Below are 24,264 nucleotides of genomic sequence, written 5' to 3'. Positions count from 1 at the left end.
CTCAGGGCAGCAGCCGGTAGAGCCGCACCTGCTCCTGCCCGGCAAGCACCAGCGTCCCGAGATCCTCCACCTCGGTCGGCGCGAGCCCCGCCGCCGCCACCGTCGCCGCGCTCAGCAGGCAGATCGCCGGCCCCTCGAACACCAGCGCCTTGCCGCGGCGCTCGATGGCGAAGGTCTGCGTCACCGTCTCGCCCACCGCGCGGTAGTAGGACCGCCGGTCGGTGCCGATGTCGCCGATCTCGGCGGGTCCGGTGTTGAGCGCGATGCGCAGGCGCAGCGGATCGTCCGCGCCCGCCGCCGCGGCCACCCTGCGCTCGGCCGCCGCGATCGCCGCACGGGCCGCGCGCACCGCGTGCACCGCATGGTCCGGCCCGGCCACGCTCTCGGGAAAGACCGCGAAGGTGGCATCGCCCGGATATTCCGCGATCAGCCCGCCCGCGGCCTCGATCGGCGCCGAGACCATGTCGTAGAAGCCCTCCATGGCGCCCTTGAAGGCGGCATTGCCGAGCCCGCGGCCGATCGCCGTGGAGCCCACCACGTCGCAGACCAGCACCGTCGCGGTCTCGGCGCGGACCACCCGCTCGGTGCCGCGGCGCCGGTCGAGGATGTCGCTGGCCCAGGCCGGCGGTGCCAGCCGGCCGATCACCCGGCGCGCCATCAGGTAGCGCAGCGCCAGCGCGACGAAGCCGGCCAGCCCCAGCAGCCCGAGCGGCAGCGCCACCGGCAGCCAGAGCCGCGCGCCGAGAAAGGCGCCGCCGGCGATCAGCACCCAGCCGGCGCCGAGCGCCGCCCCGGCCTGCAGCCCGCGCTTGCCCGGCAGCAGCAGCGCCGCGGCGAAGGCCAGCGCCGCGAAGCCCGCCACGATGCCGGCGAGGGCCAGCGGCGGCGGGCGGACCATGCGCTCGCCGCTGAGGCCGTTGAGAAACGCGGTGGCCATGATCTCGACACCGGCCATGGCGCGGCCGTCGCTGCCCGGCAGCGGCACGCGGAAATGGTCGGGCAGGCCGGGGGTCTCGGGATCGGAGAGCCCGACGAACACCGTGCGCCCGGCGAGCCAGGCGGGCGGGCCGGCCGCCGCCAGCAGCTCCGGCAGGCCGAGATGCGCGATGCTCGCCGGCGGCCCGTAGAACCAGACCGGCCGGGTCTGCGGCGGCCCGGCCGGGGGTAGCGGGCGGCCGGAGATCTCGGCCACCGCGAGGGAGGCGAGGTCGCGCAGCCCCGGATGCCCGGCGATGCCGGAGAGATAGCCCTCGAGGAAGCCGCCGGCCGGCGCCTCGATCAGCGACAGCCCGGTGCCGCGCGCCGCCGCCGCGAAGACCTCGCGCGGGCTGTGGCGCAGCATCACGCCCGGCAGCTCCGGCGCCGGCTCGACCCGCTCGAAGAGCAGCGTCGGCAGGGCGGCCAGCGCCGCGGCGAGGCGGGCATCGGCGGCATCGGTCTTGGCGAACAGCACGTCGAGCACCACCAGCCGCGCCCCGGCCGCCGCCAGCCGCTCCAGCGCGCAAGCATAGACCGCGCGCGGCAGCGGACCGGTGCCGAAGGTCTCGCCGAGCGCGGCCCGCGCCGGCGGGGTCAGGCAGTCCGCCAGATGCGGCTTGACCGGCCCCGGCGCCCGCGCCTCGAAGCGCAGCCAGTCGACCCCGGCGCGGTCGATCGCGAGGATCGCCGCCTCCTGCGGCACCGCCACCTCGCCGCGCAGGCCATAGAGCAGCCGCAGCCCGAGATCGCGCTCGAGCCGCGCCCCCGGCCCGGTCAGCGCGGCCAGCCCGGCGACAAGCCCCAGCAGCAGCGCGAGCGCGAGCCGGAGCGCCACCGCCTCAGGCCCCCGCGAGCCCGAGATAGCGCCCGGCGAGCTGCGGTGTCAGCGCCGCCGGCGGGCCGGACCAGACGCTGCGGCCGCGCTCCAGCACCATGCAGGCATCGGCCAGCGGCAGCAGCTCGCGCACCGACTTGTCGACCAGCAGGATCGCCTCGCCCTCGGCCTTCAGCCGGGTGATCGCCGACCAGATCTCGCCGCGGATCGCCGGTGCCAGCCCCTCGGTGGCCTCGTCGAGCAGCAGGATCCGCGGATTGGTCATCAGCGCCCGGGCGATCGCCAGCATCTGCTGCTCGCCGCCGGAGAGGGTGCCGGCGCGCTGGCCGCGCCGCTCGGCGAGGCGGGGGAACAGCGCCTCCACCGCGCGCCGGTCCCAGGGCCCCGGGCGGGCGCTGGCGCGCAGGTTCTCGGCAACGCTGAGCGGCGCGAAGCAGCGCCGGCCCTCGGGCACCAGCCCGAGCCCGAGCCGCGCCCGGGCGTTGGGCGCGAGCCCGGCGAGGTCGCGTCCCTCCAGCAGCACCCGGCCGCCCCAGGTCGCGGCGAGGCCCATCACCGCGCGGATCGTCGTGGTCTTGCCCATGCCGTTGCGGCCCATCAGCGCCACCACCTGGCCCGGCGCCACCGCCAGATCGACGCCGAACAGCGCCTGCACCGGCCCGTATCCCGCGGTCACGCCCTCGAGCCTCAGCATCACGCCGTCCCCAGATAGATCTCGCGCACCAGTGCCGAGGCCTGCACCTCGGCGGCGCTGCCGGCGAAGACGATGCGGCCCTCGGCCAGCACCGAGATCCGGTCCGCCAGCCGGAACACGGCGTCCATGTCGTGCTCGATCAGCAGCATCGGGGTCTCCGCCTTCAGCCCCTCGAGGATGTCGGAGAGCGGGCCGACGCCGCCGGCGCCGAGGCCGGCCATCGGCTCGTCGAGCAGCAGCACCCGGGGCGCCAGCGCCGCCGCCATCGCGAGCTCGAGCTGGCGCCGCTCGCCATGCGAGAGCGCGGCCGCCGGCACCTGCGCCCGCCCGTCGAGATCGAAGCGCGCCAGCGCCGCCATCGCCGGCTCGATCAGCCGCCGGTCGGCCGCCGCGCGGCGCCAGAAGCCCCAGAGGCCCGAGGCGCGCGCCTGCACCGCCAGCATCGCGTTGCCGAGGGCCGAGAGCTCGAGCGCCACCGAGGTCACCTGGAAGGTGCGCCCGAGCCCGGCCCGCGCCCGCGCCGCCACCGAGAGGCCGCTGATCTCCTGCCCGGCGAGCCGGATCTCCCCGGCATCCTGCGCGAGCTGGCCGGCGATCTGCGCCACCAGCGTCGACTTGCCGGCGCCGTTCGGCCCGATCAGCGCGTGGATCTCGCCGGGGCGGATGTCGAGATCCACCGCGTCGGTCGCGATCAGCGCGCCGAACCGCTTGCTGAGGCCCGAGACCTCGAGGACCGGCGCCGCCTCAGCCATGGCGCCGCGCCCCGCAGAGCAGCCCGATCAGCCCGCCGCGGCCGAACAGCACCACCCCGAGCAGCACCAGGCCCAGCCCCATCTGCCAGTGCACCGTGACGCCGCCGAGCAGCGTCTCGAGCCAGACATAGAGCACCGCCCCGGCGACCGGGCCAAAGAGCCGCCCGGTGCCGCCGAGGATCACGAAGACGATGATCTCGCCCGAGGTGTGCCAGCCGAGCATCGCCGGGCTGACATAGCCGTTGAGATCGGCATAGAGCGCGCCGGCCAGCCCGGTGATCGCGGCCGAGATCACGAAGGCGGCGAGCTTGACCGGGAACGGCTCCATGCCCAGCGTCGCCAGCCGCAGCGGGTTCATCCGCGCGCAGATCAGCGCCCGGCCGAAGCGCGCCTCGGTCAGCCGCCACGAGAGCAGCAGCGCCGCCGCCAGCGCGCCGAGGCAGACCAGCGCGAAATCCAACGGGGCGTTGGTGTCCATCCCCGGAAAGCCGTTGCGCAGATAGATCGGCATCCCGTCCTCGCCGCCATAGGCCGGCCAGGAGATCGCCAGGTAGTAGATCATCTGCGCGAAGGCGAGGGTGATCATGATGAAATAGACGCCCTCGGTGCGCAGCGAGATCGCCCCGATCCCCAGCGCCACCAGCGCCGAGAGCGCCATCGCCGCGAGCCAGATCGGCAGCATCCGGTCGCTGCCCGGCAGGCCGAGCACGCCGGCGCCGCTGAACGCCGCATCGGCCGAGATCGCCGCGACATAGCCGCCGATGCCGAAGAAGGCGGCATGGCCGAGGCTGACCATGCCGCCATAGCCGAGCGCGAGGTTGAGCCCGACCCCGGCCAGCGCCAGGATCGCCGCCTTGGCCGCGAGGCCGGCCCACCAGGGCTCGCCCGCCGCGTCGGCGAGCAGCGGCCAGGCCAGCAGCGCCGCGGCGATCGCCGCGTTCACCGCCCATTCGGGCAGGCGCCGCCGGGCCGGCGCCGCGATCTCCGCCGCCGCCTCAGCCATGGGCCGGGAACAGCCCGCGCGGGCGCACCGCCAGCACCGCCGCCATCAGCACGTAGATCGACATCGAGGCCAGCGCCGAGCCGATCGCGGTGGCCTCGGCCGGCGGCCAGGCCAGCGCCAGCAGCGCCGGCAGGAAGATCCGCCCAGCGGTGTCGGTGAGCCCGACCAGCAGCGCCGCCACGAAGGCCCCCCGGATCGAGCCGATGCCGCCGATCACGATGATCACGAAGGCCAGGATCAGCACCGGCTCGCCCATGCCGACCTCCACCGACTGCAGCGCCCCGACCATCGCGCCGGCGAGCCCGGCCAGCCCGGCGCCGAGCGCGAAGACCACCGTGTAGAGCCGGGCGATGTCGACCCCGAGCGCGTCGATCATCTCGCGGTCGGCCTGGCCGGCGCGGATGCGGATGCCGAGCCGCGTCTGCCGGATCAGCAGCCAGAGCAGCAGCCCGACGCCGAGCCCGGCGCCGATCAGCGCCAGGCGATAGACCGGATAGGGCACGCCGCCGGGCAGCGTCACCGAGCCGGCCAGCGCGGCCGGCATGTCGAGCCAGAGCGGACGGCCGCCGGAGACCATGCGCGCGCCCTCCGAGACGATCAGGATCAGCGCGAAGGTGGCCAGCACCTGGTCGAGATGGTCGCGCGCATAGAGCGGGCGGATCACCGAGAGCTCGATCAGCGCGCCGAGCCCCGCCGCCGCCACGATCCCGGCGCCGAGCCCGGCCCAGAAGCCGGCCTCCGGCGCCACCAGCGCGCAGGCGAAGGCGCCCACCATGTAGAGCGCGCCATGGGCGAGGTTGATCACCCCCATCACGCCGAAGATCAGCGTGAGCCCGGCCGCCATCAGGAACAGCATGACGCCGAACTGCAGGCCGTTCAGCCCCTGCTCGATCAGGAAGGCCGCGCTCATTGCCCGCCCGTGCCGCAATCGGCGAACCCGTCCTCCGGGCCCGCGATGGCGAACACCGCGAGCCCGCCATCCGGCAGCACCACGCTCAGGATGTCGTGCTCCGCGAGATCGTCCAGCATCTCGGCAAACACCGCCCCGTCGCGCGAGCCGGGATCGTCCGGCTCCGGCGCGGCGAGGCCGACCACCAGCTTCGGCACCTCGTCATAGGTGTAGGCCCGGCTCAGATGGCCGAGATCATGCGCCTCGGCCCCGCTCTCGATGCCGACCGCGCTGCCGAGCTGCCCGTTGCCGGCATCGCAGACCACCGCGAGCACCGTATGGCCGTCGTCTGAGACCGCGCGCCACTGCAGCAGCCCCTGGCCCATGGCGAACCGCCAGTCGTCCGCCGCCGCGGCAGCGGGGGCGAGGGCGAGCGCGAGCAGCATGGCGGCAGGGCGGGTCATCGGGTCTCCAGCATCCTCCGGGCGGCGGTGACCAGCGCCGCGTTGTCGGGCGCCGGGCTGCCATCCGGCAGATGCGTGACATCCTCGAAACCGATGCGCGTGTCGAGCCCCAGCTCGCCCGCCCGCGCGATCATCGCCCAGGTCGAGGCGCCGATCCCGTGCAGCAGCACCGGCAGCCGGTTGCCACCCGCGGCGAGCCGGGCCAGCACCCGGTCGGCCAGCGCCAGCGCCTCGGCGGGCGCGGCATCGGGCATCTCGACGAGGATCCGCACGCAATGGGCGGGGTCGATCTCGGCGAGGAACCGCGCGGCATCGGCCTCGTCCCAGATCCCGGCCTCGGTGGCGACGCCCTGCGCCGCCAGCAGCGCGATCACCTCCGGCGCATCCGGCTCGTTGAGGTTGACCGAGGCATAGTCGGGCTGCACCGCCCAGGCGGCCATGCCGGCCTGCCGGGCGCGGCCGCCGGGCGCGATCCAGTCCCCTGTGCCGACCCCGACCGGCATCCCGGGCACCGCCGCGCGCACCGCCGACAGCGCCGCGCCGACCGGGCCGGCGGCCAGGGTCTCGGCGCCGCCCGCGTCCCGCGGGTGGATGTGCAGGCAGGCGGCGCCCGCAGCCCGGGCGGCCAGCGCATCGCGGGCCAGCGCCTCCGGGGTGAGCGGCACGGTAGCGGCTTCGGCCGGATCGCGGCCCCCGTTCAGACAGGCTTGCAGCATTGGTTCTCTCCCTCAGCAGGCGGGCCCGATGGCGGCGGCCGAGCCGCCGAGCGAGAACGCCGCCGCCCGGCCGTCGGGCAGCGCGACCTCCAGCACCCGGCCCTTGCGGATCATCGCGACGATGCCGCGGAACAGCACCGCCTCGAGCGCGCTGGCGCTGCCGATCGCCCCGCCGCTGGCGCGCGCCGAGATCGCCGCCCCGCCATCCGCCGAGAACACCAGCCGGTCGCCCTCGGCCGGGGGCACCCCCGCCAGCGTCACCGCGACGGCGCCCGCGCCGGCGCCGCAGGTCACCTCGAGCCGGGCGTCCGCCGTCTCGGTGGCGGCGACGCGCCGGCCGCCGCGCTCCTCCCAGACCCAGTCGCCGGAGCGGGCGGGCTCCGCCGCGGCGGCCCCGGCCGAGGCCAGCAGCCCCGCCAGCAGCAGCCCGCCCCGCCGCATCAGAGCCGGCACTCGGCGGCGAAATCGTCCGCCCGGTCGGCGATCGCGACGCCGACCAGCCTGTTGGTCGGCCCGCCCTCGCCGGCCACCACCTCGCGGACATGGATGTCCTGGATCGGGTGGTGGTTGCTGTTGAAGCGGAACTTGCCGCGGGTGCTCTCGAACTCGGCCGCCTCGAGCGCCGCGCGGAAGGCGTCGGCATCGTCCGGATGCGCCTTGTCGAGCGCCGCGAGGATCAGCCGCGCGGTGTCGTAGCCCTGCGAGGCGTAGAGCGTCGGCGTGCGGCCGTAGGTCTCGCGGAAGGCGGCGACGAAGGCGACATTGGCCGGCACGTCGAGGTCATAGGCCCACTGGCTGGTGTTCTTGACCCCGAGCGCCGCATCGCCCACCGCCTTCAGGATGATCTCGTCGAAGGAGAAGGCGGGGCCGTAGACCGGCAGCTCCACGCCGCTCGCGGCATACTGCTTCATGAAGGCGATGCCCATGCCGCCCGGCAGGAAGAAATAGACCGAATCGGCCCCCGAGGCGCGGATCTGCGCGATCTCGGCGGCATAGTCCTTCTGCCCGAGCTTGGTGTAGACCTCGCCCGCCACCGCCTCGCCATAGGTCGACTTGAAGCCGGTGAGCGCGTCGGTCCCCGCCGGGTAGTTCGGCGCCAGGATGAACGGCTTGGCCAGCCCGGCATCCTTCATGTGCCCGCCCATCGCGGCGTGCAGGTCGTTGTTCTGCCAGGCGACGTTGAAATAGTTCTCGTGGCAGAGCTTGCCGGCGAGCGCGCTCGGCCCGGCATTCGGCGAGAGGTAGAACACCCCCTGGCGCACCGCCGGCGGCACCACCGCCATGGCGAGGTTCGACCAGATGATGCCGGTGAGGATATCGACCCCCTCGCGCTGGATCATCTCGTCGGAGAGCTGCTTGGCGAGGTCGGGCTTGCGGGCGTCGTCCTTGACGATGAGGGTGACGTCGTCGCGGCCGGCCTCGGCGAGGGCCAGCTCGAAGCCGTCGCGCACGTCGATGCCGAGATGGCTGCCGCCGCCGGTCAGCGTGGTGATCATGCCGATCTTCACCTCCGCCGCGGCGGCGGGCAGGCTGGCGGGCAGTGCCGCCGGCAGCCCGAGGAGGGCAGCGGCGAGCAGGGTCTTGAGCGCGGTGGACGGCATGGCGGGTCTCCCATTCCCTGTTGTGTCGGTTCCGGCGGATTGCCGTGACTTGAGCGCAGCGGGCGGAAGAATTCCAGCCCCTTTCGGCGCGGCCCCCGCCGCGGCTTGCGCCCCGGCGCGGGATCGGGGAGGCTGCCGGCCTGTTGAGCCGGGACGGGGAGGGCGCGATGAGCGGGCATGCGGACGGCGGAGCGATCGACTGGGAGACGGCCTATGACAACCGCGCCGCGGTGCCGGGGGCCGGGGATCTGCCGGAGGTCTGGACGGCGGCGGCGCAGCGCTTCGTCGCGGAGACCGGGATCGCGCCGGAAGCGGTGGCCTACGGGCCCGGCGCGCGCAACCGGGTGCATCTGCTGCGGCCCGCCGGAGAGGCCGCCGGGCTCGCGGTGTTCATCCATGGCGGCTACTGGATGCGCAACGGGCCGGAGATGTTCCACCACCTCGCCGCCGGCGCGCTGGCCCGGGGCTGGGCGGTGGCGATGCCGGGCTACACGCTCTGCCCGGATGCCAGCATCGCCGGGATCGGCCGCGAGGTCGCCGCGGCGGTGGAACGCGCGGCGGAGCGGGTGCCGGGGCCGATCCGGCTCTCCGGGCACTCGGCGGGCGGCCATCTCGCGGCGCGCCTCGCCTGCGCGGGAATGCTGCCGGAGGGCACCGCTGAGCGGGTCGCGGGGGTGCTCTCGATCAGCGGCCTGCACGACCTGCGCCCGCTGATGCGGACGCCGATGAACCCGGTGCTGCAGCTCGATCTGGCGATGGCGCGGGCCGAGAGCCCGGCGCTGCGCGAGCCGCTGCCGGGGGTGCCGGTCACGGCCTGGGTCGGTGCGGCGGAGCTGCCGGCGCTGCGCGCGCAGGCGCGGCTGATCGCCGGGATCTGGGCCCTGCAGGGCGCCGATGTGTGCCATGTCGAGGATGCCGGGCACGACCATTTCAGCGTGATCGAGGCGCTGGCCGATCCGGAGAGCCCGATCACCCGGGCCTGGCTCGGGGTCTGAGCGCGGACCGCCGCCTCCCCCACCCTGTCGAGGCTCCGCCCTCGGACAGGGCTTTCAAGAGCCCACCCACGGGAGGCGGCGGGGCGTTCCGCCCGGGGCCTGGCGCAACCGCCCGCCGGCGACCGGGTGGGCTGCGCCAGCGCGTGCAGCCGGCGCAGGTCCGTCAGGGGTGGGGGGCGCCGGCGGGCCCGGTCAGAGGGCGGCGGCGTAGATCGCCTGCGCCGCCTCCAGCGTCATCTCGCGGGGGTTGTTGACCAGCAGCCGCTCCTGCTTCATCGCATCCGTCGCCAGCATCGGCAGGTGATCGTTCGAGATCCCGAGCGCGCCGAGCCGCGCCGGCAGGCCGAGCTCCGGCCCCAGCGCCGCCAGCCCGTCGATCAGCCCGCTCACCCGCATCTCGGGATCGTGGGCGCCGAGCTCGGGGAAGATCAGCGGCGCCAGCTCGGCATAGGCGGCCTCCGCGGCGGGGCGGTTGTAGGCCAGCACATGCGGCAGCACCAGCGCGTTGGAGAGCCCGTGCGGCACGTGGAAATGCCCGCCCAGCGGATAGGCCAGCGCATGCACCGCGGCCACCGGCGCATTGGCGAAGGCCATTCCCGCCAGCATCGCGCCGTAGAGCATGGCGCCGCGGGCATCGAGGTTCTCCGGCTCGCGGCAGGCGGTGCGGATGTTCGCCCCGAGCGCGCGCAGCGCCTCCCGCGCCAGGCAGTCGGAGAGCGGGTTCTTGCGGTGGCGCGAGGTGAAGGCCTCGATCGCATGCACCATCGCGTCGATCCCGGTGGCGGCGGTGACATGCGCCGGCAGCCCGGTGGTCAGGCGCGCGTCAAGCACCGCGACATCGGGCAGCAGCTGCGGCGCCACCACGCCCTTCTTCTCCGCCGCCCCGGTGGTGACGATGGCGATCGGCGTCACCTCCGAGCCGGTGCCCGCGGTGGTCGGCACCAGCACCAGCGGCAGCCGGGTGCCGCGGGCCAGCCCGACGCCGTAGATCTCGCCGAGCGGCTGGTCGCTGCCGAGCAGCAGCGCCACCAGCTTGGCGGTGTCCATCGGCGAGCCGCCGCCGATCGAGACCACCGCCTCGACGCCCGCGGCGCGGCCGGCCTCGACTGCCGCCAGAACCTTGGCCTCGGGCGGGTCGGCCTCGACATCCGACCAGGTCTCCACCGCCACGCCGGCCGCCGCGAGCCCCTCGAGCGCCGCGGCGCAGAGCCCGGCGCCGAGAACCCCCGCATCGGTCACCAGCAGCGCGCGCGAGACGCCGCGCGCCGCCAGCAGCCCGCCGATCTCGGCGGTGCGGCCGGAGCCGGCGAGCACATGCGGGGTGGTCTGGAAGGTGAACGGGGTCATCGGCTCCTCCGGGGGCGTGGTTTCGGCGGATCCTCCCCGCGCGCGGGGGCGATGTCAAATCCCTGCGGCGCGGGGCGGCGGGGCACGGTGCAACGGGGCGGGGCGGCGGGGCGCCGCGTGGGGCGGGCGCGGCGCGGCTCCCGCCACGCCGCGCCGCCATGTCTCTGCCGGCGCGCCGGGCCTCAGGCGGCCTTCAGCGTCTTCTTCACGTCGTCCTGCCAGCGGTCGATGTTCTTGCCGACGGTGATGGTCTGCTTGACGATCCGCGTGCCGAGCTTGTCGCCCTTGTCGGCGAAATCGGCCCAGCCGCTGGCCGAGGAGGCAATGTCGGCGGCGCTCTCGAGCGCCTTCACCATCTTCGAGAGATGGGTGATGCTCTTGGCCTTCTTGATGTCGGTCACGATCTTCTCGACGGTGTTGGCCCAGTCGATGCCCTTGTTCACATCGCCCATCAGGTCGCTGACCTTGGTGATGAGGTCGCGCACATCGGTCTCCAGCGTGGCCATCTCCGACTTGATGTCGGCCGGCACCTCGGCCTTCACGCTGTCCATCCGGTTGAGCGCGAGCTGCAGCTCCTTGGCGGCCTTGTGCGCCGAGAGCTCGACGCCCTTCAGCTTGTTGCGGAACTGCTTGACGTTGGCGCCCACCGCGTCGATCGACATCTCGCAATCGGTGCCGATCACCGCCTTCAGTAGGCCGAGCCCGACCTCGGCCGTGGTCACGCCCTTGCCGTCGCCGAGCTTGGCCTGCCAGGCGAGCACCACCTTGAGCTGCTTCTCGGTGGCCTTGCGGAAGGTCTCGGCCGAGACGCAGAGCTTGCCGATCTCGCTGACGGTCTTGATCGAATCGCGCACCAGGCTGCGCCAGGCCATCAGGTCGGCGCCCGAGGTGCCCACCAGCTTGGCGATGGCGAAGCCGAGCGCGGCGAATTTCAGGCCCAGCTTGATCCCGGAGCGGATCTTGTAGCCCTTGTACTCCTTCTTGGTCTTCTGGTATTTCGCGAAGGCATCCATGATGCCCTTGTCGATCTCCTTCTCGGCGCTCTCGACCTCGGTGCGCATCTCGCGGACGAACTTCTCCTGGATCGCGTCCCACTTCTTGCCGAAGGCGACGATGTCCTTGTCTTTCTCGAACTCCTTCGAGAGCTTCTCGAGGTCGGACTCGGTCGATTTCACCTTCTTCGCGGCCGAGGCGATGAAGGCCTTGTATTTCTCCGAACCGCCATCCGAGAGCTTCTGCAGCAGCAGCGGATCCTTCTTCAGCTTCTCGTGCAGCTCCTTGGGAAAATCGACCGTCACCTCGATGGGGTTGGCCTCCCACTCGATGTATTTCGGCGAGGCGGCCTTCTTCACTTCGCCCCACCAGTTCCCGGAGATCATCTTTTCCTTCGGCATGGATCGGCTCCCTTGCTCCCGTTCAACCCAGACAGGCGAGGCTAGCCTCGCCCGTTGGTCTGAATATGGAGTTGACCGGCCGGCCCCCCTGTGTCGCGGAGCACAGGGGGCGCAGGGTTCCGCAATTTCCGGTCTGATCCCGCCATGCCGGCGGGGGAAGGCCGCTCAGCGCCGGCCGGGCGGTGCGATCGCCGCGCCGTCGGCATCGAACAGGCGCAGCTTGCCGGGCTCGAGATCGACGCCGATCCCGGTGCCCTCCTCGGGGATGTTGCCGTCGCGCAGGCGCACCACGAGGCGGTGCATCTCGCGCTCGCGCAGCACGTCGACATGCACGAAGACGTCCGAGCCGAGATGCTCGACCAGCTCCACCGTGCCGCCGAGCGGCGAGGCGCCGATCGGGCGCAGGATGAAATGCTCCGGCCGGATGCCGATCGAGACGGTCTCGCCGTCCGGCCGGTCGAGCTGGCTGAAGCCGACATCGCCGAACCAGACCGCCCTGTCGCGCACGGTGCCGGGCAGGATGTTCATCGCCGGCGAGCCGATGAAGCCCGCGACGAAGAGCGTCGCCGGCTCGCGGTAGAGCTCCATCGGCGTGCCGACCTGCTCGACCCGGCCGCCGTTCATCGCCACCAGCCGGTCGGCCAGGGTCATCGCCTCGACCTGGTCATGGGTGACATAGAGCGAGGTGGTGCCGAGCTCGCGCTGCAGCCGCTTGATCTCGAGCCGCATCGAGACGCGCAGCTTGGCGTCGAGGTTGGAGAGCGGCTCGTCGAACAGGAACAGCTTGGGCTGGCGCACGATGGCGCGGCCCATGGCGACGCGCTGGCGCTGCCCGCCGGAAAGCTCGGAGGGCTTGCGCTTCAGCAGCTCCGAGAGCTCGAGGCTCTCGGCCGCTGCGCGCACCTTGCGGCGGATCTCGGAGCGCGACTCGCCCCGGTTCTTCAGCCCGTAGGCGAGGTTGTCGAACACCGTCATGTGCGGGTAGAGCGCGTAGTTCTGGAACACCATGGCGATGTCGCGCTCGGCCGGCTCCAGCCGGTTCACCTTCTGCCCGTCGATCAGCAGGCTGCCGGCGGTGATGCTCTCCAGCCCCGCCACCATGCGCAGCAGCGTGGACTTGCCGCAGCCCGACGGCCCGACGATCACGATCAGCTCGCCGTCGCGGATCTCGAGATCGACCCCCGAGACCGCGTCCACACCCCCCCGATAGGTCTTGGAGAGCCCCTCCATCACCACGGTTGCCATTTACTTCTCCTGCTCGGTCAGGCCCTTGACGAAGAGCTTCTGCATCGCAAGCACCACGATCACCGGTGGCAGGAGCGCCAGCACCGCGGTCCCCATGATCTCGTGCCAGACGGGCAGCGCCTCGCCGGAATTCACCATGCGCTGGATGCCCATCACCACGGTGGTGTAGTCGGCATCGGTGGTCACCACCAGCGGCCAGACATACTGGTTCCAGCCATAGATGAAGAGGATGATCGTCAGCGCCGCGATGTTGGTGCGCGACATCGGCAGCAGGATGTCGCGGAAGAAGCGCCAGGGCCCCGCGCCGTCCATCTTGGCGGCCTCGACCAGGCTGTCCGGGATGGTCAGGAACACCTGGCGGAACAGGAAGGTCGCGGTGGCCGAGGCGATCAGCGGCAGGATCAGCCCGGGATAGCTGTTGAGCAGCGACAGCCGCGGGATCTCGAGCCGCACCTCGTAGCCCAGCCATTGCGAGAACAGCGCATCCCCCGCGATCACGTCCCAGAGCGAGCGCACCGGCTTCAGCATGTCGGCGGCGACGTCGAAGGTCGGCAGGATGCGCACCTCGACCGGCAGCATCAGCGTCACGAAGATCAGCCAGAACGAGATCATCCGGAACGGAAAGCGGAAGAACACGATGGCATAGGCCGCGGTCAGCGAGATCGCGATCTTCCCGGCGGTGATGCCGACCGCCATGATCGCCGAGTTCAGCAGCATCCGCCCGACCGAGGCGGTGCCCGCGCCCGCCGCGCCCTCGGTCATCAGCTTGGTGTAGGTCGCCAGCCCCTGGTCGCCGAACCAGAGCGGCAGCGGGTCCTGGCTGAGGCGCGAGCCGTCATGGGTCGAGGCCACCAGCGCCATCCAGAGCGGGAAGCAGATCGCCAGCACCCCGAAGATCAGCACGGTATGGGTGAGGAAGGTCAGGACAGGCCGCCGCTCGATCATCGTGCGCACTCCCCGCGCAGGGTTTCCGGGCCGGCGCCGCAGGGCGGCAGGGCGAAGGGGGCGCTCATGTCTCGGGCTCCGTGATCTGCCAGGGGGTGTCCGGCCCGGCGCGCTCCGCCGCCCGGCCAAGCGGGATCGGCGGGCAGGCGGCAAGGCTGGGATCCGCCGCCGCCACCGCGCCATAGCTCGCCGAGAGCCAGTCCTCCGGCCCGTCGCCGTGATCCTCGGCGCCGCAGGCGAGCACCAGGATGCCCTCCTCGGTGGGCTCGGCATAGGCCACCGGCCGCTCGCGCAGGAACACGTGCCGGCACATCAGCGTGAGCTGGTTCTCCGGCAGGTCGCCGAGCACCGCCTGCCGCTCCGGTGACGCGCCGCTCAATAGACCACCCTCCGCTCGACATAGCGGAACTGGATCATCGTCATCCCGATCACCAGCCCCATCAGCACCACCGACTGCGCCGCCGAGCCGGAATAGTCGGTGCTCTCATAGGCGCGGTAGACCTGGTAGACCAGCGTCGTCGTCGCCTGCGCCGGCCCGCCGGAGGTGGTGGCATGGATCGTCGCGAAGGTGTCGAAGAAGGCATAGACGATGTTGACCACCAGCAGGAAGAAGGTGGTCGGCGAGAGCAGCGGCAGCGTGATCGACCAGAACCGCCGCCAGGGCCCGGCATGGTCCATCGCCGCCGCCTCGATCAGCGAGCGCGGGATCGACTGCAGCCCGGCGAGGAAGAACAGGAAGTTGTAGGAGACCTGCTTCCAGACTGAGGCGATGATCACCAGCGCCATGGCCTGCCGGCCGTCGGTATAGTGGTTCCACTCCTCGGGCAGCCGCAGCCAGGCCCACCAGCCCGGGTCTGCCGACGCCGCCGTCTCGGCCCCCGTCTCCGCCCCCGTCTCCGCCCCGGTGGCGCCGGCCGGGGCGCCGGTCAGCCCGTCCAGCGCGGCATTGGCGGCCGGGGCGACGGCGTCGTACCAGTTGGCCAGCACGCCGACCGAGGGGTTGAGCAGGAAATACCAGATCACGCCGGCCAGCGCGGGCGCCACCGCATAGGGCCAGATCAGCATCGAGCGGTAGCCGAGCGCGCCGCGCACCACCCGGTTCGCCGCCAGCGCCAGCACCAGCGCGATGCCGATCGCCAGCACGGTCACCGCGGCGCTGAAGACCAGCGTGGTGACGAAGCTCTGCAGATAGAGCGGATCGGCAAACAGCTCGGCATAGTTGCCGAATCCGACGAAGGCGCGATTCCCGCCGAAGCCCTGGTCGAGGAAGAACGAGGTATAGACCCCCTGCACCGCCGGCCAGACGAAGAAGAGCAGCGTCACAAGGATCTGCGGCGCCACCAGCATGAGCGGCAGCGCGCGTCCCGAGAAGCCCGTGCGTCGGTCGGCCATCGCCCTGTCCTTCTCCCCGGCTCGTGATGCGTCGCGAGCGGGCTTAACAGAACGATGTGACAGGGAGATTGCAAGCACCAAGGTGGCGCGGCCGCAGGCACCCGGGGCGCTGGCCTGAGCGCTGGCCGGGGCGCCGGCCGTGCTGCCGGCCGGGGCGCGCCGGCCGGGCCGGGCGCCCCGCCGCGGTCAGTCCTCCGCCCGGCAGGGCAGGATCACCAGCTCGTGGATCTCCACATGCGGCGGCTGCGACAGCGCGAACAGCACCGAGCGGGCGACGTCGCCGGCCTCCAGCCCCTGCGGCTTCGGCTCGTCGAAGAACGGCGTGTCGACCATCCCCGGCTCGATCACCGTGACCCGCACGCCGCTGCCGGCGAGCGCCTCGCGCAGGTTGTAGCCATAGGCGTTGGCCGCCCATTTCGTCGCGCCGTAGAAGGAGCCCTTCAGCACCTTGCGCCCGGCCACCGAGCCGGTGATGACGAATTGCCCGCGGCTGTCGCGCAGCGCCGGCATCGCGGCCCGCGCGGTCTGCGCGAGGCCGAGCATGTTGGTTGCCGCCATCTCGGCCCAGTTCTCCGGGTCGCCCTCGTCGAGCCCCGGCCGCGAGGCGCCGAGCCCGGCATTGGCGAAGACCGCGTCGAGCCGGCCGAAGCGCGCCAGCGCCGCCGCCACCAGCCCCTCGCAGGCCGCCATCTCGCGCACGTCGCAGGGCACCGCCAGCGCCCGGTCCTCGCCGAGCTCGGCCACCAGCGCCGCCAGCCTGGCCTCCGTGCGGGCGCCGAGCACCAGCCGCCAGCCTGCCGCCGCCGCCTGCCGCGCGGTCTCCGCCCCGATCCCCGTCGAGGCGCCCGTGATCGCCAGAACCTTGTCCATGATGGTCTCTCCCTCTGCTCCGGTCCGGCAGGCTGGGGCGGGCGCGGGCAGGGGTCAAGCCCGGCCCGGCGCCGCCATGCGGGATCGCGCGGGCAGGGCCGCCGCCTCCCCCACCCTGTCGAGGCCCCGCCCCCGGACGATCCGTTTCAAGAGCCCACCCATGGTCGGCGGCGGCGCGTTGCGCTGCGGGCCGGCCCCGCGCCCGACAGGGGCCGGGCGGGCTGCGCCTGGGCCGGAGACTGGCGCGGGACCTGCTGGGGCGGGGGCTCCGGCGGGTGCGACCTGCCGGGGAGCGGCGCGGCACCGAGCGGGGGGAAAGGGGGGCCGGACGGGCCGGCCCCCTCGACTGGTTCGGCAGCGTCGCCGCGGATCAGCGGGCGTGCGCCGCCTCGAACTTGCGCAGCAGCGCGTTGCTGCGCTCGACGGCGGTGTCGAGGGCCTCCTTGGCGGTCTTGTCACCGGCCCAGGCCGCCTCCAGCTCCTCGTTGATCACGTCGCGGATCTGCACGAAGTTGCCGTAGCGCAGGCCCTTGGAATTGACCGTCGGCTCGTTCAGCGAGAGCTGCTTGATCGCGGTGTCGGTGCCGGGGGAGGTCTCGTAGAAGCCCTGCTCGCGGGAGAGCTCGTAGGCCGCCGTGGTGATCGGCACGTAGCCGGTGGTCTGGTGCCAGTAGGCCTGGTTCTCCGCCTCGGACAGGAAGGCGAGGAACTCGGCCACGCATTTGTACTCCGCCGCCTCGCGGCCGCGCAGCACCCAGAGCGTGGCGCCGCCGATGATCGAGTTCTGCGGCGCATCGGCCACCGCGGTGTCGAGCGGCATCATGGTCTGGGCGAATTCCCAGTCGGTGATGTCCTGCGCGAAGCCGCCGTAATAGGCCGAGCTGTTGATCCAGAAGATCGCCTCGCCGTTGACGAACATCGCCCGGCTGTCGCCGCGCCGGCCGCCATACTTGAAGAGCCCCTGCTCGCCCATGCGCTGGATCCGGGCGATGTGGTTCACCACGTGCTCGTTGTTGAAGGTGAACTCGGTGTCGAGCCCGGCGAAGCCGTTCTCCCTGGTGCCGGTGGGCAGGTTGTGCCAGGCGGAATAGTTCTCGATCTGCGTCCAGCTCTGCCAGCCGAAGGAGAACGGCGCCTCGACGCCGGCTTCCTTGGCCTTGGCGGCGGCTGCCTCGAGCTCGTCCCAGGTGGCCGGCACGGCGATGCCGAGCTCGTCGAGCTTGGTCTTGTTGTACCAGAGCACCGGCGAGGAGGAGTTGAACGGCAGCGAGAGCAGCTCGCCCTCGGGGGTGGTGTAGTAGGAGATCACCGCCGGCAGATAGGCCGAGCGGTCGAACGGCGTGCCGGTCTCGGTCATCAGCTGCTCGACCGGATAGATCGCGCCCTCGGCGGCCATCATGGTCGCGGTGCCGACCTCGAAGACCTGCACGATATGCGGCTGCTCGCCGGCGCGGAAGGCGGCGATCGCCGAGTTCATGGTCTCGGTATAGTTGCCCTTGTAGGACGAGGTGACGGTGCAGCTCGCGTGGCCGGCGGAGAAGTCGGCGGCGAACTTGTCGGTGATCTCGCCGAGCTGGCCGCCCATGGCGTGCCAGAACTGGACCTCGGTCTTCGCGATGGCGAAGGCCGGCGCGGCGGCGATGGCGGCGGCAAGCGCAAGCCGGGAAATCGACATGGGGGTGTCCTCCTCTGAGATTTGGCGCGGGCAGGGGCGTCCGCGCATGGCCTGTCGACATGGGCGGCGGACGCCCCGCCTTAGGCCAGAAAACCGTAACCTGTTTGCGTCGGTTTCGTGCAACTTTCGTGACAGCGGCAGGCTTCTCCGGCCCGCTCCGGCCACGCGCCGGCCGAGCGGCGCGCCCCGCCCGCCCACCCGCGCCCCGCTCGGCCGGCGCGCGGCCGGAGCGGCGACCCGAGACCGCGGCGACCCGAGACCGCGGCGACCGGAGACCGCGGCGACCCGAGACCGCGGCGACCCGAGACCCGGGCGGGCCGGGCCGCTGCAAGGGCGGCGCCCTGCCGCCGATCCCGCCCGCGCCCCTCCGCGCGACCGCCGGGCGGGGCGCGGGGTGGGCGGGTGGGCGTGCCCTGGCCGGTGGGCGCGCGGAGGGGGCGGCCCCGGGGCGCGATGCCCGCGGGGGCCGCCGGCCGGTCAGGCCTTGAAGGCCCAGCGCTCGCCGTTCTTGTGGCCGTCGAGCTCCCAGTTGGACGCGACCTGCTCGGGCAGGTGGATATCGGTCGCCACCGCGTGGGTATAGGCCATGAAGAGCGGGATGATCGAGGCGCCCTCGTCGCGCAGGATGCGCTGCATCTCGACATAGATCTCGCGGCGCTTGCCGGTGTCGAGCTCGGCGCGGGCCTCGACCAGCAGCGCGTTGAAGCGGTCGTGGTCCCACTTGCCCTCGTTCCAGTCGACGCCCTTGGCGTAGATCTGCGAGAAGATCCAGTCCTCGGTGGGCCGGCCGCCCCAGTAGCTGGCGCAGAACGGCTTCTTCAGCCAGACATTCGACCAGTAGCCGTCGTCGGGGGCGCGGTTGAGGTTGATCTCGATGCCGGCCTTGCGCGCGGTCTCCTGGTAGAGCGAGCCGGCCTCGACGCAGCCCTCGAAGGCGGTGGAGGCGACGTAGAGCTCGACCGAGAGCTTGTCGAGCCCGGCCTGCTTGAGGTGGAATTTCGCCTTGTCCGGATCGAAGTCGCGGGGCTCGAGCTCCTCCGGCGTCGCGCGGTAGGTGTTGGCCGGGCCGATCGGGTGGTCGTTGCCGGCCTCGCCATAGCCGCGCAGGATGGTCTTGACCATCTGCGCCCGGTCCATCGCCAGCTTCAGCGCGAGGCGCACGTGGTTGTTGTCGAAGGGGGCGGCGGTCGAATCCATCGGGAAGGTGCAGTGCTTGTTGCCATAGGTCGGCAGCACCACGAGGTTCGGGCTCTTCTCCATCAGGTCGATGGTCTTGAGGTCGAGGTTCGACTGGCTGTGGATCTTGCCCGAGATCAGCGCCGAGGTGCGCGCGGTGCTGTCGGCGATGAACAGGTTCTCGATCGAGTCGAAATAGGCCGCGTTCTCCTTCCAGTAGTTGGGGTTGCGCTCGACCACGGTGTTCACGCCGGGCTCGAAGCTGACCACTTTGTAGCCGCCGGTGCCGGTGCCGCTCTCCCAGTCGATGCTGCCGTCGCCCTTCGCCGGGCAGATCGGCAGGTGGTAGTCGGAGACGAGGAAGGGCCAGTCGGCATTGCCGCCGGTGAGCGTGAAGACCACGGTCTCGGCGCCATCGGCCCTGACCTCGGCGATCTGCTCGACGAGGCCCTTGGCGGCGCTCTCGGTGCCCTCGCCCATGTGGTGCTGGAAGCTCGCCACCACGTCCTCGGCGGCGAACGACTTGCCGTTGGTGAACTCCACGCCCTTGCGCAGCTTGAAGGTCCAGGTGGCGGCGTCGGCGCTGGCCTCCCAGCTCTCGGCCAGCTCGGCGCGGAGCTGGTTGTCCGGCCCGATCTCGGTGAGGTTGTTGCGCAGCTGCGAGCTGACGTTGATCATGTAGCTGTCGAGGATCTTGGCGGGATCCATCGAGTCGGAGGTGGCGCCGCCGGTCAGCGCCTGCTTGTAGGTGCCGCCCGACGAGGGCGCGGCGAGCGCGCGGCCCATCATCGCCTCGGCGCCGGCGACGGTGGCGCCGAGCGTCAGCGCGCCTTCCATGAAGCGGCGTCGGTCTATCCGCCCAGCCTTGAGCTGGGCCTTCAGCGTCTCGAGTGTGATCATCCCTGTGTCTTCCTTGTGCAGAGGGACCGTGGCCCCGTCCGGGTTTATGTCTGCACAGCCTAGCGCCCATCCGGCGCCGGGCAAAATCCTATTCCCTCGCGGCAGCGGGCGCCCGGCAGGCGCGTCGACAGCGCTGCGACGATGTGCTAGCGCTACGTAATGTTCGGTTTTCGGAATGGAGGCACGCGATGACCCTGTCGAGGATGGCCGGAGCGACCGCGGCGTTTCTCCTCGCCGCAGGCAACGCCTCGGCGATGCTGGTCGATGTTTCCCTCTTCGAGGACGGCCCGATCGTTCGGCTCGAGTATTCCGGCACCGTCGATCTGACGGGTTTTAACTTTTCCGGTACGGCGACACCCTTTTCCAACAGCGCGTTCATCAGGCCCGGCCTCGAGAGCCCCGGTTTCTACGAGTACCAGAACGGTTTCACTGTTTCGAAAGCGGGGGAAACCCGCGATAGCTACTATTCCCTGATGAGCTCCGGGCCGCAAAACTTCGGCACGCCAGGGAGTGTCTTCGACACCATGCCTGCCGTTTTCGGCGACAGCTTCTTCTTCCTGTTCCTGAAGCAATCCGATCTTGCGGCGCCACATGTGCAGATCGAGCTGCCGCAGGGGTATGCCTCGAACACCCCGCTCGACGGCAGGGCCGAGCTCTCGGGCACCGATCTCGCGACCATCGGCGCCGACCCCGGGGTCTATGAGTGGATGTTCGGCAACAACACGCTGCGGCTGACCGTCAGCGCCGCGAGCGACGTGCCGCTGCCGGCCTCGGTGCTGCTCCTGCTGGGCGGTCTCGGCGCGCTCGGCGCGGTCAGGGCCGCCCGCGCGCCTCGGCGCGGATGAGCGCGAGATTGCGGATATAGACCACGACGCCGAAGGCCTGGGCGAGGATGATCACGATGTCCTCGCGCAGGATGCCGTAGACGAACAGCATCGCCGCGCCGCCCAGCGAGAGCCACCAGAACGCCACCGGCACCACCGAGCGGCGGGCCCGCTCCGAGGCGATCCACTGCACCAGCATCCGCGCCATGAAGACCGCCTGCGCCAGCAGCCCGAACAGCGCCACCCAGACGCCCCAGACGCTGTCGACCAGCAGCACGTGCATCAGCCAGCCCGGCGCCGCGGCCCAGACGGCGGCGAGGCTCTCCATCAGCCGGCCTGCTCCGGCATGCCGGCGGCGCTGGCCGCGACCGGCGCCGTTGCCGGGGTCTCCACCGGCGCCGCCATGCCCGGGTCGAGCGCCACGACCTCCGCCAGCTTGCGCCGGCGGATCAGCCACCAGACGCCGAGCAGGTCCTGCACGCCGACGAAGGCGCGCCCGAAATTGGTGTATTTCGAGCTGCCGGTCTCGCGCGCCCGGTGGCTGACATCCACCAGCATCACCGAATAGCCCTCGCGCTTGACCAGCGCCGGCAGGTAGCGGTGCAGGTGGTCGAAGAAGGGCAGGGCGAGGAACACCGCGCGGGGAAACGCCTTGAGGCCGCAGCCGGTGTCGCGGGTGTCGTCGCCGAGGATGCGCGCGCGCAGCCCGTTGGCGAGGCGCGAGGCGAGGCGCTTGGAGGCGGTGTCCTTGCGCCCGACGCGCTGGCCGGCGACGAGGCCGAGCGGCCGCTCCCCGGCCCGCGCGCCCTCGAGGAACGGCCGCACCAGCTTGGGGATCTCGCCCGGCGGGTTCTGGTTGTCGCCGTCGATGGTGACGATGTAGGGCCCCTGCGCCGCCAGCACGCCGGAGCGCACCGCGGCCGACTGCCCGCAGGGCCGGGCATGGCGCAGCTCGCGCAGCCAGGGATGGCTGCGGCGCGCCTCGGCGATGCGCTCGGCGGTGTCGTCGGTTGAGCCGTCATTGACGAAGATCGCCTCGAACGGGCCGAGCCCGGCGCAGGCCTCGGCGATCTCCTCGGCCATCGGCATCACCGCATCGGCCTCGTTGAGCATCGGGGCGACGACGGTGAAGCGCGGAGCATTCGGGTGCGGGGCGCCGGCGGGATCAGGCATCGGTGTCTCCTGGCTGCGCGCGACCATAGGCCATGAAAGGGGGCGATCCAAGTGGGCTTGCGGGCGCAGGTCAGCCCCCCGCGGCAGCCGCGCAGGCGGTCCAGCGCGGGTCCTCGGGGGTGACGATGGCCGCCGTCTCCATGTCTCCGCGGTTGTAGTTGAAATAGCTGAGCCGGGCGCGCTCCACGAGCGCCGGCGGGCTTTCCCAGTGGCGCTCGAGCAGCGGCTTCCAGCGGTCCTCGAGCAGCATCAGCGTGCCGGGATCGCTGGCCAGCGCGCGGGCCGCCTCCTCCGGCGTGGCGAGCCGCGTCCCGGTCTCGGTGAGGAAGACGAGGCTCGGCTCGCGGTATCCGGCGGTGACCAGCGGCCCGGAGGCGCAGGCCCGCCAGGGCGCGGCGGCGGCGGCGATGCGCGGCGAGGGGAAGGCGGTCTCCAGCGCCGGCAGGCCGAACTGCAGCACCCCGCCCGCCAGGGTCAGCACCGCGACGAGGCTCGCCGCGATCTGCGCCAGCGGCCGGTCGTCGAGCGCGGCGCGGGCGGCCAAGAGGCTCGCCCCGGCGCCGAGCGGCGCCAGCAGCAGCGCCGGCCAGGGCAGCCGTCCCTCGAGCGCCAGCGGCAGCCCGACCAGCGCCAGCGCCAGCAGGCAGCCCGGCACCGCGGCGATCAGCGCGCCGGCCCAGCGGGTGCGCGGGCCCGGCACCGGGCGGTCCTCGGCCAGCGCCCAGGCGGCGAGCCCCACCAGCAGCGCCGGATAGAGCGGCAGCACGTAATGCGGCAGCTTCGTCGGCACCGCCTCGAGCACGATCCAGAACGGCACCACCCAGGCCGCCAGCAGCGCCATGAAGGGCAGCCGCCGCTTCGCCCAGGCCCAGGGCACTGCCGCCGGGAGCAGCGCCGACCAGGGCCAGAGCGTCAGCCAGACCAGCGCGAGGAACAGCCCCGGCGGGCCCCAGTGCTTCTCCTGCCCCTCGGCGACCTTGCCGAGCAGGTCCTTGCCGACGCTCTCGGCAAAGAAGCGCCCCTCGGAGACCTGCCAGATCGCGACCAGCCAGGGCAGCACGATGGCCGCCGCCAGCAGCACGCCGACCCCGGGGCGCAGGCGCAGCAGCGGCGGCGGGCGCCGCGCCCAGAGCCAGAGCCCGGCCAGCGTCAGCAGCACGATCAGCGGCACGATCGGGCCCTTGACCAGCCCGGCCAGCCCCACCGCGCCCCAGAACAGCAGCACCACGCCCCAGGGCAGGCGCGCCTCCGGCGCCGCCAGCATCCGCGCCAGCCCGGCGAAGGCGGCCACCGAGCAGGCCATCAGCACCGCGTCGGTCTTGGCGATGTTGGCCTCGCCGAGCGCCAGCAGGCAGCTCGCCAGCAGCACCCCGGAGAGCGCCGCGGCCCGCGCGCCGACCAGCGGCCGCGCCGCCCAGCCGAGCAGGATCGCCGCCGCCAGCGCCGCCAGCGCCGAGGGCAGCCGATAGGCCCAGACCGGCGCGGCGCTGCCGCCGGCGAGCGCGGCGCTACCGGCCTGCATCCAGTAGATGCCGACGGGTTTCTTCCAGCGCGGCGCGTCCTGGAACCGGATGTCGATCAGATCGCCGCTCTCGACCATCTGCTTCGAGGCCTGCACGAAGCGGGCCTCGTCGCGGTCGGTCACCGGCATGGCGGCGAGGCCCGGCAGGATCGCGGCGAGCGCGACCGCGGCGATCAGCAGGCTGCGGCGGAGCGGGCTGGCGGCGGCCCGGTCGAGCGCCGCGGCGAGCCACGTCTCGAGGCGGCCGCAGAGCCGCCGCGCAGGGGAGGGGGGCCGGTCCGCCACGGGCTGCATCGGGAGCCGGACCGGCGCCCCGGATCAGTCGGCGGTCGGCGGGGTGGTGGCGCCGCCCTCGGCCGGAGCGGGCTCCGGCGCGCCGGCCGCGCCGCCATCGGCCGCCGGCAGGCCCGGCAGCACCGCGCCGCCGGCACCGGCCGCGCCGTCGTCGGCGGGCGGCAGCTCCGGCAGGATGATCCCGCCGCTGCCGTCCTCGACCGGGACCTCGTCGATCACCGAGCGCGCGGTGGGGTTGCCCCCCGCCAGCACCGCCAGCGTGATCGAGGTGGCGATGAAGGCCGCGGCCAGCCCCCAGGTGAGCTTGGCCAGCGCCGTCGCGGCGCTGCGCGAGGAGACCATGCCGCCGCCGCCGCCGCCGATGCCGAGCGCGCCGCCCTCCGAGCGCTGCAGCAGCACGGCGCCGATCAGGCAGACGGCGATGATCAGGTGGATGATGAGAAGGACGTTTTCCATCGGGTTCCGTGTCTCGGGCGTTGCTGTCCGGCGCATCGCCATGCCGGAGGGGCGGGCGTCGCACATATGACCAGGGGCCGGGGCGTGCCGGCCCCGGAAGCGGTTTGCGGGCCTTCTAATCTGC

24 protein-coding genes are annotated in these 24,264 nt (G+C 72.5%); 2 read left to right on the top strand and 22 right to left on the bottom strand.

Annotated elements, in window-relative coordinates:
- Window position 1 precedes the first annotated feature (1 nt).
- From QSJ97_RS01795 to QSJ97_RS01755, 9 genes are read right to left on the bottom strand one after another with little or no spacing between them, the layout of a single operon-like run.
- Complete coding sequence (locus tag QSJ97_RS01795) at window positions 2-1,813, bottom strand: CHASE2 domain-containing protein (RefSeq protein WP_285669781.1); 1,812 nt, start codon at window positions 1,811-1,813, stop codon at window positions 2-4.
- 4 nt (window positions 1,814-1,817) lie between these two features.
- Window positions 1,818-2,507, bottom strand: a complete 690-nt coding sequence (locus tag QSJ97_RS01790; protein WP_285669780.1) for an ABC transporter ATP-binding protein — start codon at window positions 2,505-2,507, stop codon at window positions 1,818-1,820.
- On the bottom strand, window positions 2,507-3,259 hold the full coding sequence (locus tag QSJ97_RS01785) for an ABC transporter ATP-binding protein (RefSeq protein WP_285669779.1): 753 nt from the start codon (window positions 3,257-3,259) through the stop codon (window positions 2,507-2,509). Before QSJ97_RS01785 ends, QSJ97_RS01790 begins: the two co-directional genes overlap by 1 nt.
- Window positions 3,252-4,262, bottom strand: a complete 1,011-nt coding sequence (locus tag QSJ97_RS01780; RefSeq protein ID WP_285669777.1) for a branched-chain amino acid ABC transporter permease — start codon at window positions 4,260-4,262, stop codon at window positions 3,252-3,254. Before QSJ97_RS01780 ends, QSJ97_RS01785 begins: the two co-directional genes overlap by 8 nt.
- On the bottom strand, window positions 4,255-5,172 hold the full coding sequence (locus QSJ97_RS01775) for a branched-chain amino acid ABC transporter permease (RefSeq protein ID WP_285669776.1): 918 nt from the start codon (window positions 5,170-5,172) through the stop codon (window positions 4,255-4,257). Before QSJ97_RS01775 ends, QSJ97_RS01780 begins: the two co-directional genes overlap by 8 nt.
- A complete protein-coding gene (locus QSJ97_RS01770; RefSeq protein ID WP_285669775.1) occupies window positions 5,169-5,615 on the bottom strand; it encodes a hypothetical protein in 447 nt (148 codons plus the stop codon). Before QSJ97_RS01770 ends, QSJ97_RS01775 begins: the two co-directional genes overlap by 4 nt.
- Window positions 5,612-6,331: a 3-keto-5-aminohexanoate cleavage protein gene (locus tag QSJ97_RS01765; protein ID WP_285669774.1), complete on the bottom strand. Its 720-nt coding sequence runs from the start codon at window positions 6,329-6,331 to the stop codon at window positions 5,612-5,614. The genes QSJ97_RS01770 and QSJ97_RS01765 overlap by 4 nt, the downstream gene beginning before the upstream one ends.
- A 12-nt stretch (window positions 6,332-6,343) precedes the next feature.
- Complete coding sequence (locus QSJ97_RS01760) at window positions 6,344-6,772, bottom strand: YfjT/YkfB family phage-associated protein (protein ID WP_285669773.1); 429 nt, start codon at window positions 6,770-6,772, stop codon at window positions 6,344-6,346.
- Entirely contained in the window at window positions 6,772-7,932 is a 1,161-nt protein-coding gene (locus QSJ97_RS01755; RefSeq protein WP_285669772.1) for an ABC transporter substrate-binding protein, read from the bottom strand. The genes QSJ97_RS01760 and QSJ97_RS01755 overlap by 1 nt, the downstream gene beginning before the upstream one ends.
- Before the next feature lie 167 nt (window positions 7,933-8,099).
- Between QSJ97_RS01755 and QSJ97_RS01750 the strand changes: the two genes are divergently transcribed.
- Window positions 8,100-8,927 (top strand): hormone-sensitive lipase, encoded by an 828-nt coding sequence (locus tag QSJ97_RS01750; RefSeq protein ID WP_285669771.1) that lies wholly within the window; start codon window positions 8,100-8,102, stop codon window positions 8,925-8,927.
- Between the two features lie 192 nt (window positions 8,928-9,119).
- Here QSJ97_RS01750 and QSJ97_RS01745 read toward each other — a convergent pair whose 3' ends face one another.
- The 9 genes from QSJ97_RS01745 to QSJ97_RS01705 all read right to left on the bottom strand — a co-directional run bounded on the left by QSJ97_RS01745 (window position 9,120) and on the right by QSJ97_RS01705 (window position 19,871).
- Window positions 9,120-10,274, bottom strand: coding sequence for an iron-containing alcohol dehydrogenase (locus tag QSJ97_RS01745; protein ID WP_285669770.1), 1,155 nt, complete (start codon window positions 10,272-10,274; stop codon window positions 9,120-9,122).
- Between the two features lie 182 nt (window positions 10,275-10,456).
- A complete protein-coding gene (locus QSJ97_RS01740; protein WP_285669769.1) occupies window positions 10,457-11,668 on the bottom strand; it encodes a hypothetical protein in 1,212 nt (403 codons plus the stop codon).
- A 165-nt stretch (window positions 11,669-11,833) separates the two neighbouring features.
- On the bottom strand, window positions 11,834-12,913 hold the full coding sequence (locus tag QSJ97_RS01735) for an ABC transporter ATP-binding protein (RefSeq protein ID WP_285669767.1): 1,080 nt from the start codon (window positions 12,911-12,913) through the stop codon (window positions 11,834-11,836).
- Window positions 12,914-13,858 carry an ABC transporter permease subunit gene (locus QSJ97_RS01730; protein ID WP_285669766.1) on the bottom strand — a complete coding sequence of 315 codons (945 nt, stop codon included), beginning with the start codon at window positions 13,856-13,858 and terminating at the stop codon, window positions 12,914-12,916.
- Window positions 13,859-13,922: 64 nt separating this feature from the next.
- Window positions 13,923-14,237: a hypothetical protein gene (locus QSJ97_RS01725; RefSeq protein WP_285669765.1), complete on the bottom strand. Its 315-nt coding sequence runs from the start codon at window positions 14,235-14,237 to the stop codon at window positions 13,923-13,925.
- Window positions 14,234-15,250 (bottom strand): ABC transporter permease subunit, encoded by a 1,017-nt coding sequence (locus tag QSJ97_RS01720; protein ID WP_285669764.1) that lies wholly within the window; start codon window positions 15,248-15,250, stop codon window positions 14,234-14,236. The genes QSJ97_RS01725 and QSJ97_RS01720 overlap by 4 nt, the downstream gene beginning before the upstream one ends.
- Window positions 15,251-15,436: 186 nt before the next feature.
- Window positions 15,437-16,120, bottom strand: coding sequence for an SDR family oxidoreductase (locus QSJ97_RS01715; protein WP_285669763.1), 684 nt, complete (start codon window positions 16,118-16,120; stop codon window positions 15,437-15,439).
- Between the two features lie 370 nt (window positions 16,121-16,490).
- Window positions 16,491-17,795, bottom strand: a complete 1,305-nt coding sequence (ugpB, locus tag QSJ97_RS01710) for a sn-glycerol-3-phosphate ABC transporter substrate-binding protein UgpB (RefSeq protein ID WP_285669762.1) — start codon at window positions 17,793-17,795, stop codon at window positions 16,491-16,493.
- A 477-nt stretch (window positions 17,796-18,272) separates the two neighbouring features.
- Window positions 18,273-19,871: an ABC transporter substrate-binding protein gene (locus QSJ97_RS01705; protein WP_285669761.1), complete on the bottom strand. Its 1,599-nt coding sequence runs from the start codon at window positions 19,869-19,871 to the stop codon at window positions 18,273-18,275.
- A gap of 188 nt (window positions 19,872-20,059) precedes the next feature.
- On the opposite strand from QSJ97_RS01705, the gene QSJ97_RS01700 reads away from it, so the two are divergent.
- A complete protein-coding gene (locus QSJ97_RS01700; RefSeq protein ID WP_285669760.1) occupies window positions 20,060-20,716 on the top strand; it encodes a VPLPA-CTERM sorting domain-containing protein in 657 nt (218 codons plus the stop codon).
- Here the strand turns inward: QSJ97_RS01700 and QSJ97_RS01695 are convergent.
- The 4 genes from QSJ97_RS01695 to secG form a co-directional block, all read right to left on the bottom strand.
- Complete coding sequence (locus QSJ97_RS01695; RefSeq protein ID WP_285669759.1) at window positions 20,685-21,023, bottom strand: lipid-A-disaccharide synthase N-terminal domain-containing protein; 339 nt, start codon at window positions 21,021-21,023, stop codon at window positions 20,685-20,687. The two genes, QSJ97_RS01700 and QSJ97_RS01695, sit on opposite strands and share 32 nt — an antisense overlap.
- The gene (locus QSJ97_RS01690; RefSeq protein WP_285669758.1) at window positions 21,023-21,868 is read right to left on the bottom strand and encodes a glycosyltransferase family 2 protein; all 846 of its coding nucleotides are present in this window, start codon (window positions 21,866-21,868) and stop codon (window positions 21,023-21,025) included. Before QSJ97_RS01690 ends, QSJ97_RS01695 begins: the two co-directional genes overlap by 1 nt.
- A 70-nt stretch (window positions 21,869-21,938) precedes the next feature.
- Window positions 21,939-23,675 carry an ArnT family glycosyltransferase gene (locus tag QSJ97_RS01685; RefSeq protein ID WP_285669757.1) on the bottom strand — a complete coding sequence of 579 codons (1,737 nt, stop codon included), beginning with the start codon at window positions 23,673-23,675 and terminating at the stop codon, window positions 21,939-21,941.
- Between the two features lie 33 nt (window positions 23,676-23,708).
- Window positions 23,709-24,140 (bottom strand): preprotein translocase subunit SecG, encoded by a 432-nt coding sequence (secG, locus tag QSJ97_RS01680; RefSeq protein ID WP_285669756.1) that lies wholly within the window; start codon window positions 24,138-24,140, stop codon window positions 23,709-23,711.
- Between the last annotated feature and the right edge of the window lie 124 nt (window positions 24,141-24,264).

It is taken from the genome of Paralimibaculum aggregatum (genome assembly GCF_030270585.1).
Taxonomy (GTDB): Bacteria; Pseudomonadota; Alphaproteobacteria; order Rhodobacterales; family Rhodobacteraceae; genus Thermohalobaculum; species Thermohalobaculum aggregatum.
Note: the sequence above shows the minus strand (reverse complement) of the source record. Positions and strands in the feature narration are given on the sequence as shown.

Excerpts from the sequence above, each read along its gene's own strand:
- QSJ97_RS01720 (WP_285669764.1), bottom strand. The coding sequence starts at position 15,250 with ATGGCCGACCGACGCACGGGCTTCTCGGGACGCGCGCTGCCGCTCATG.
- QSJ97_RS01765 (WP_285669774.1), bottom strand. The coding sequence starts at position 6,331 with ATGCTGCAAGCCTGTCTGAACGGGGGCCGCGATCCGGCCGAAGCCGCT.
- QSJ97_RS01700 (WP_285669760.1), top strand. The coding sequence starts at position 20,060 with ATGACCCTGTCGAGGATGGCCGGAGCGACCGCGGCGTTTCTCCTCGCC.
- QSJ97_RS01730 (WP_285669766.1), bottom strand. The coding sequence starts at position 13,858 with ATGATCGAGCGGCGGCCTGTCCTGACCTTCCTCACCCATACCGTGCTG.
- QSJ97_RS01690 (WP_285669758.1), bottom strand. The coding sequence starts at position 21,868 with ATGCCTGATCCCGCCGGCGCCCCGCACCCGAATGCTCCGCGCTTCACC.
- QSJ97_RS01740 (WP_285669769.1), bottom strand. The coding sequence starts at position 11,668 with ATGCCGAAGGAAAAGATGATCTCCGGGAACTGGTGGGGCGAAGTGAAG.
- QSJ97_RS01760 (WP_285669773.1), bottom strand. The coding sequence starts at position 6,772 with ATGCGGCGGGGCGGGCTGCTGCTGGCGGGGCTGCTGGCCTCGGCCGGG.
- QSJ97_RS01750 (WP_285669771.1), top strand. The coding sequence starts at position 8,100 with ATGAGCGGGCATGCGGACGGCGGAGCGATCGACTGGGAGACGGCCTAT.
- QSJ97_RS01780 (WP_285669777.1), bottom strand. The coding sequence starts at position 4,262 with ATGGCTGAGGCGGCGGCGGAGATCGCGGCGCCGGCCCGGCGGCGCCTG.
- QSJ97_RS01715 (WP_285669763.1), bottom strand. The coding sequence starts at position 16,120 with ATGGACAAGGTTCTGGCGATCACGGGCGCCTCGACGGGGATCGGGGCG.
- QSJ97_RS01755 (WP_285669772.1), bottom strand. The coding sequence starts at position 7,932 with ATGCCGTCCACCGCGCTCAAGACCCTGCTCGCCGCTGCCCTCCTCGGG.
- QSJ97_RS01705 (WP_285669761.1), bottom strand. The coding sequence starts at position 19,871 with ATGATCACACTCGAGACGCTGAAGGCCCAGCTCAAGGCTGGGCGGATA.
- QSJ97_RS01695 (WP_285669759.1), bottom strand. The coding sequence starts at position 21,023 with ATGGAGAGCCTCGCCGCCGTCTGGGCCGCGGCGCCGGGCTGGCTGATG.
- QSJ97_RS01735 (WP_285669767.1), bottom strand. The coding sequence starts at position 12,913 with ATGGCAACCGTGGTGATGGAGGGGCTCTCCAAGACCTATCGGGGGGGT.
- QSJ97_RS01775 (WP_285669776.1), bottom strand. The coding sequence starts at position 5,172 with ATGAGCGCGGCCTTCCTGATCGAGCAGGGGCTGAACGGCCTGCAGTTC.
- QSJ97_RS01745 (WP_285669770.1), bottom strand. The coding sequence starts at position 10,274 with ATGACCCCGTTCACCTTCCAGACCACCCCGCATGTGCTCGCCGGCTCC.
- secG (WP_285669756.1), bottom strand. The coding sequence starts at position 24,140 with ATGGAAAACGTCCTTCTCATCATCCACCTGATCATCGCCGTCTGCCTG.
- QSJ97_RS01790 (WP_285669780.1), bottom strand. The coding sequence starts at position 2,507 with ATGCTGAGGCTCGAGGGCGTGACCGCGGGATACGGGCCGGTGCAGGCG.
- ugpB (WP_285669762.1), bottom strand. The coding sequence starts at position 17,795 with ATGTCGATTTCCCGGCTTGCGCTTGCCGCCGCCATCGCCGCCGCGCCG.
- QSJ97_RS01785 (WP_285669779.1), bottom strand. The coding sequence starts at position 3,259 with ATGGCTGAGGCGGCGCCGGTCCTCGAGGTCTCGGGCCTCAGCAAGCGG.
- QSJ97_RS01770 (WP_285669775.1), bottom strand. The coding sequence starts at position 5,615 with ATGACCCGCCCTGCCGCCATGCTGCTCGCGCTCGCCCTCGCCCCCGCT.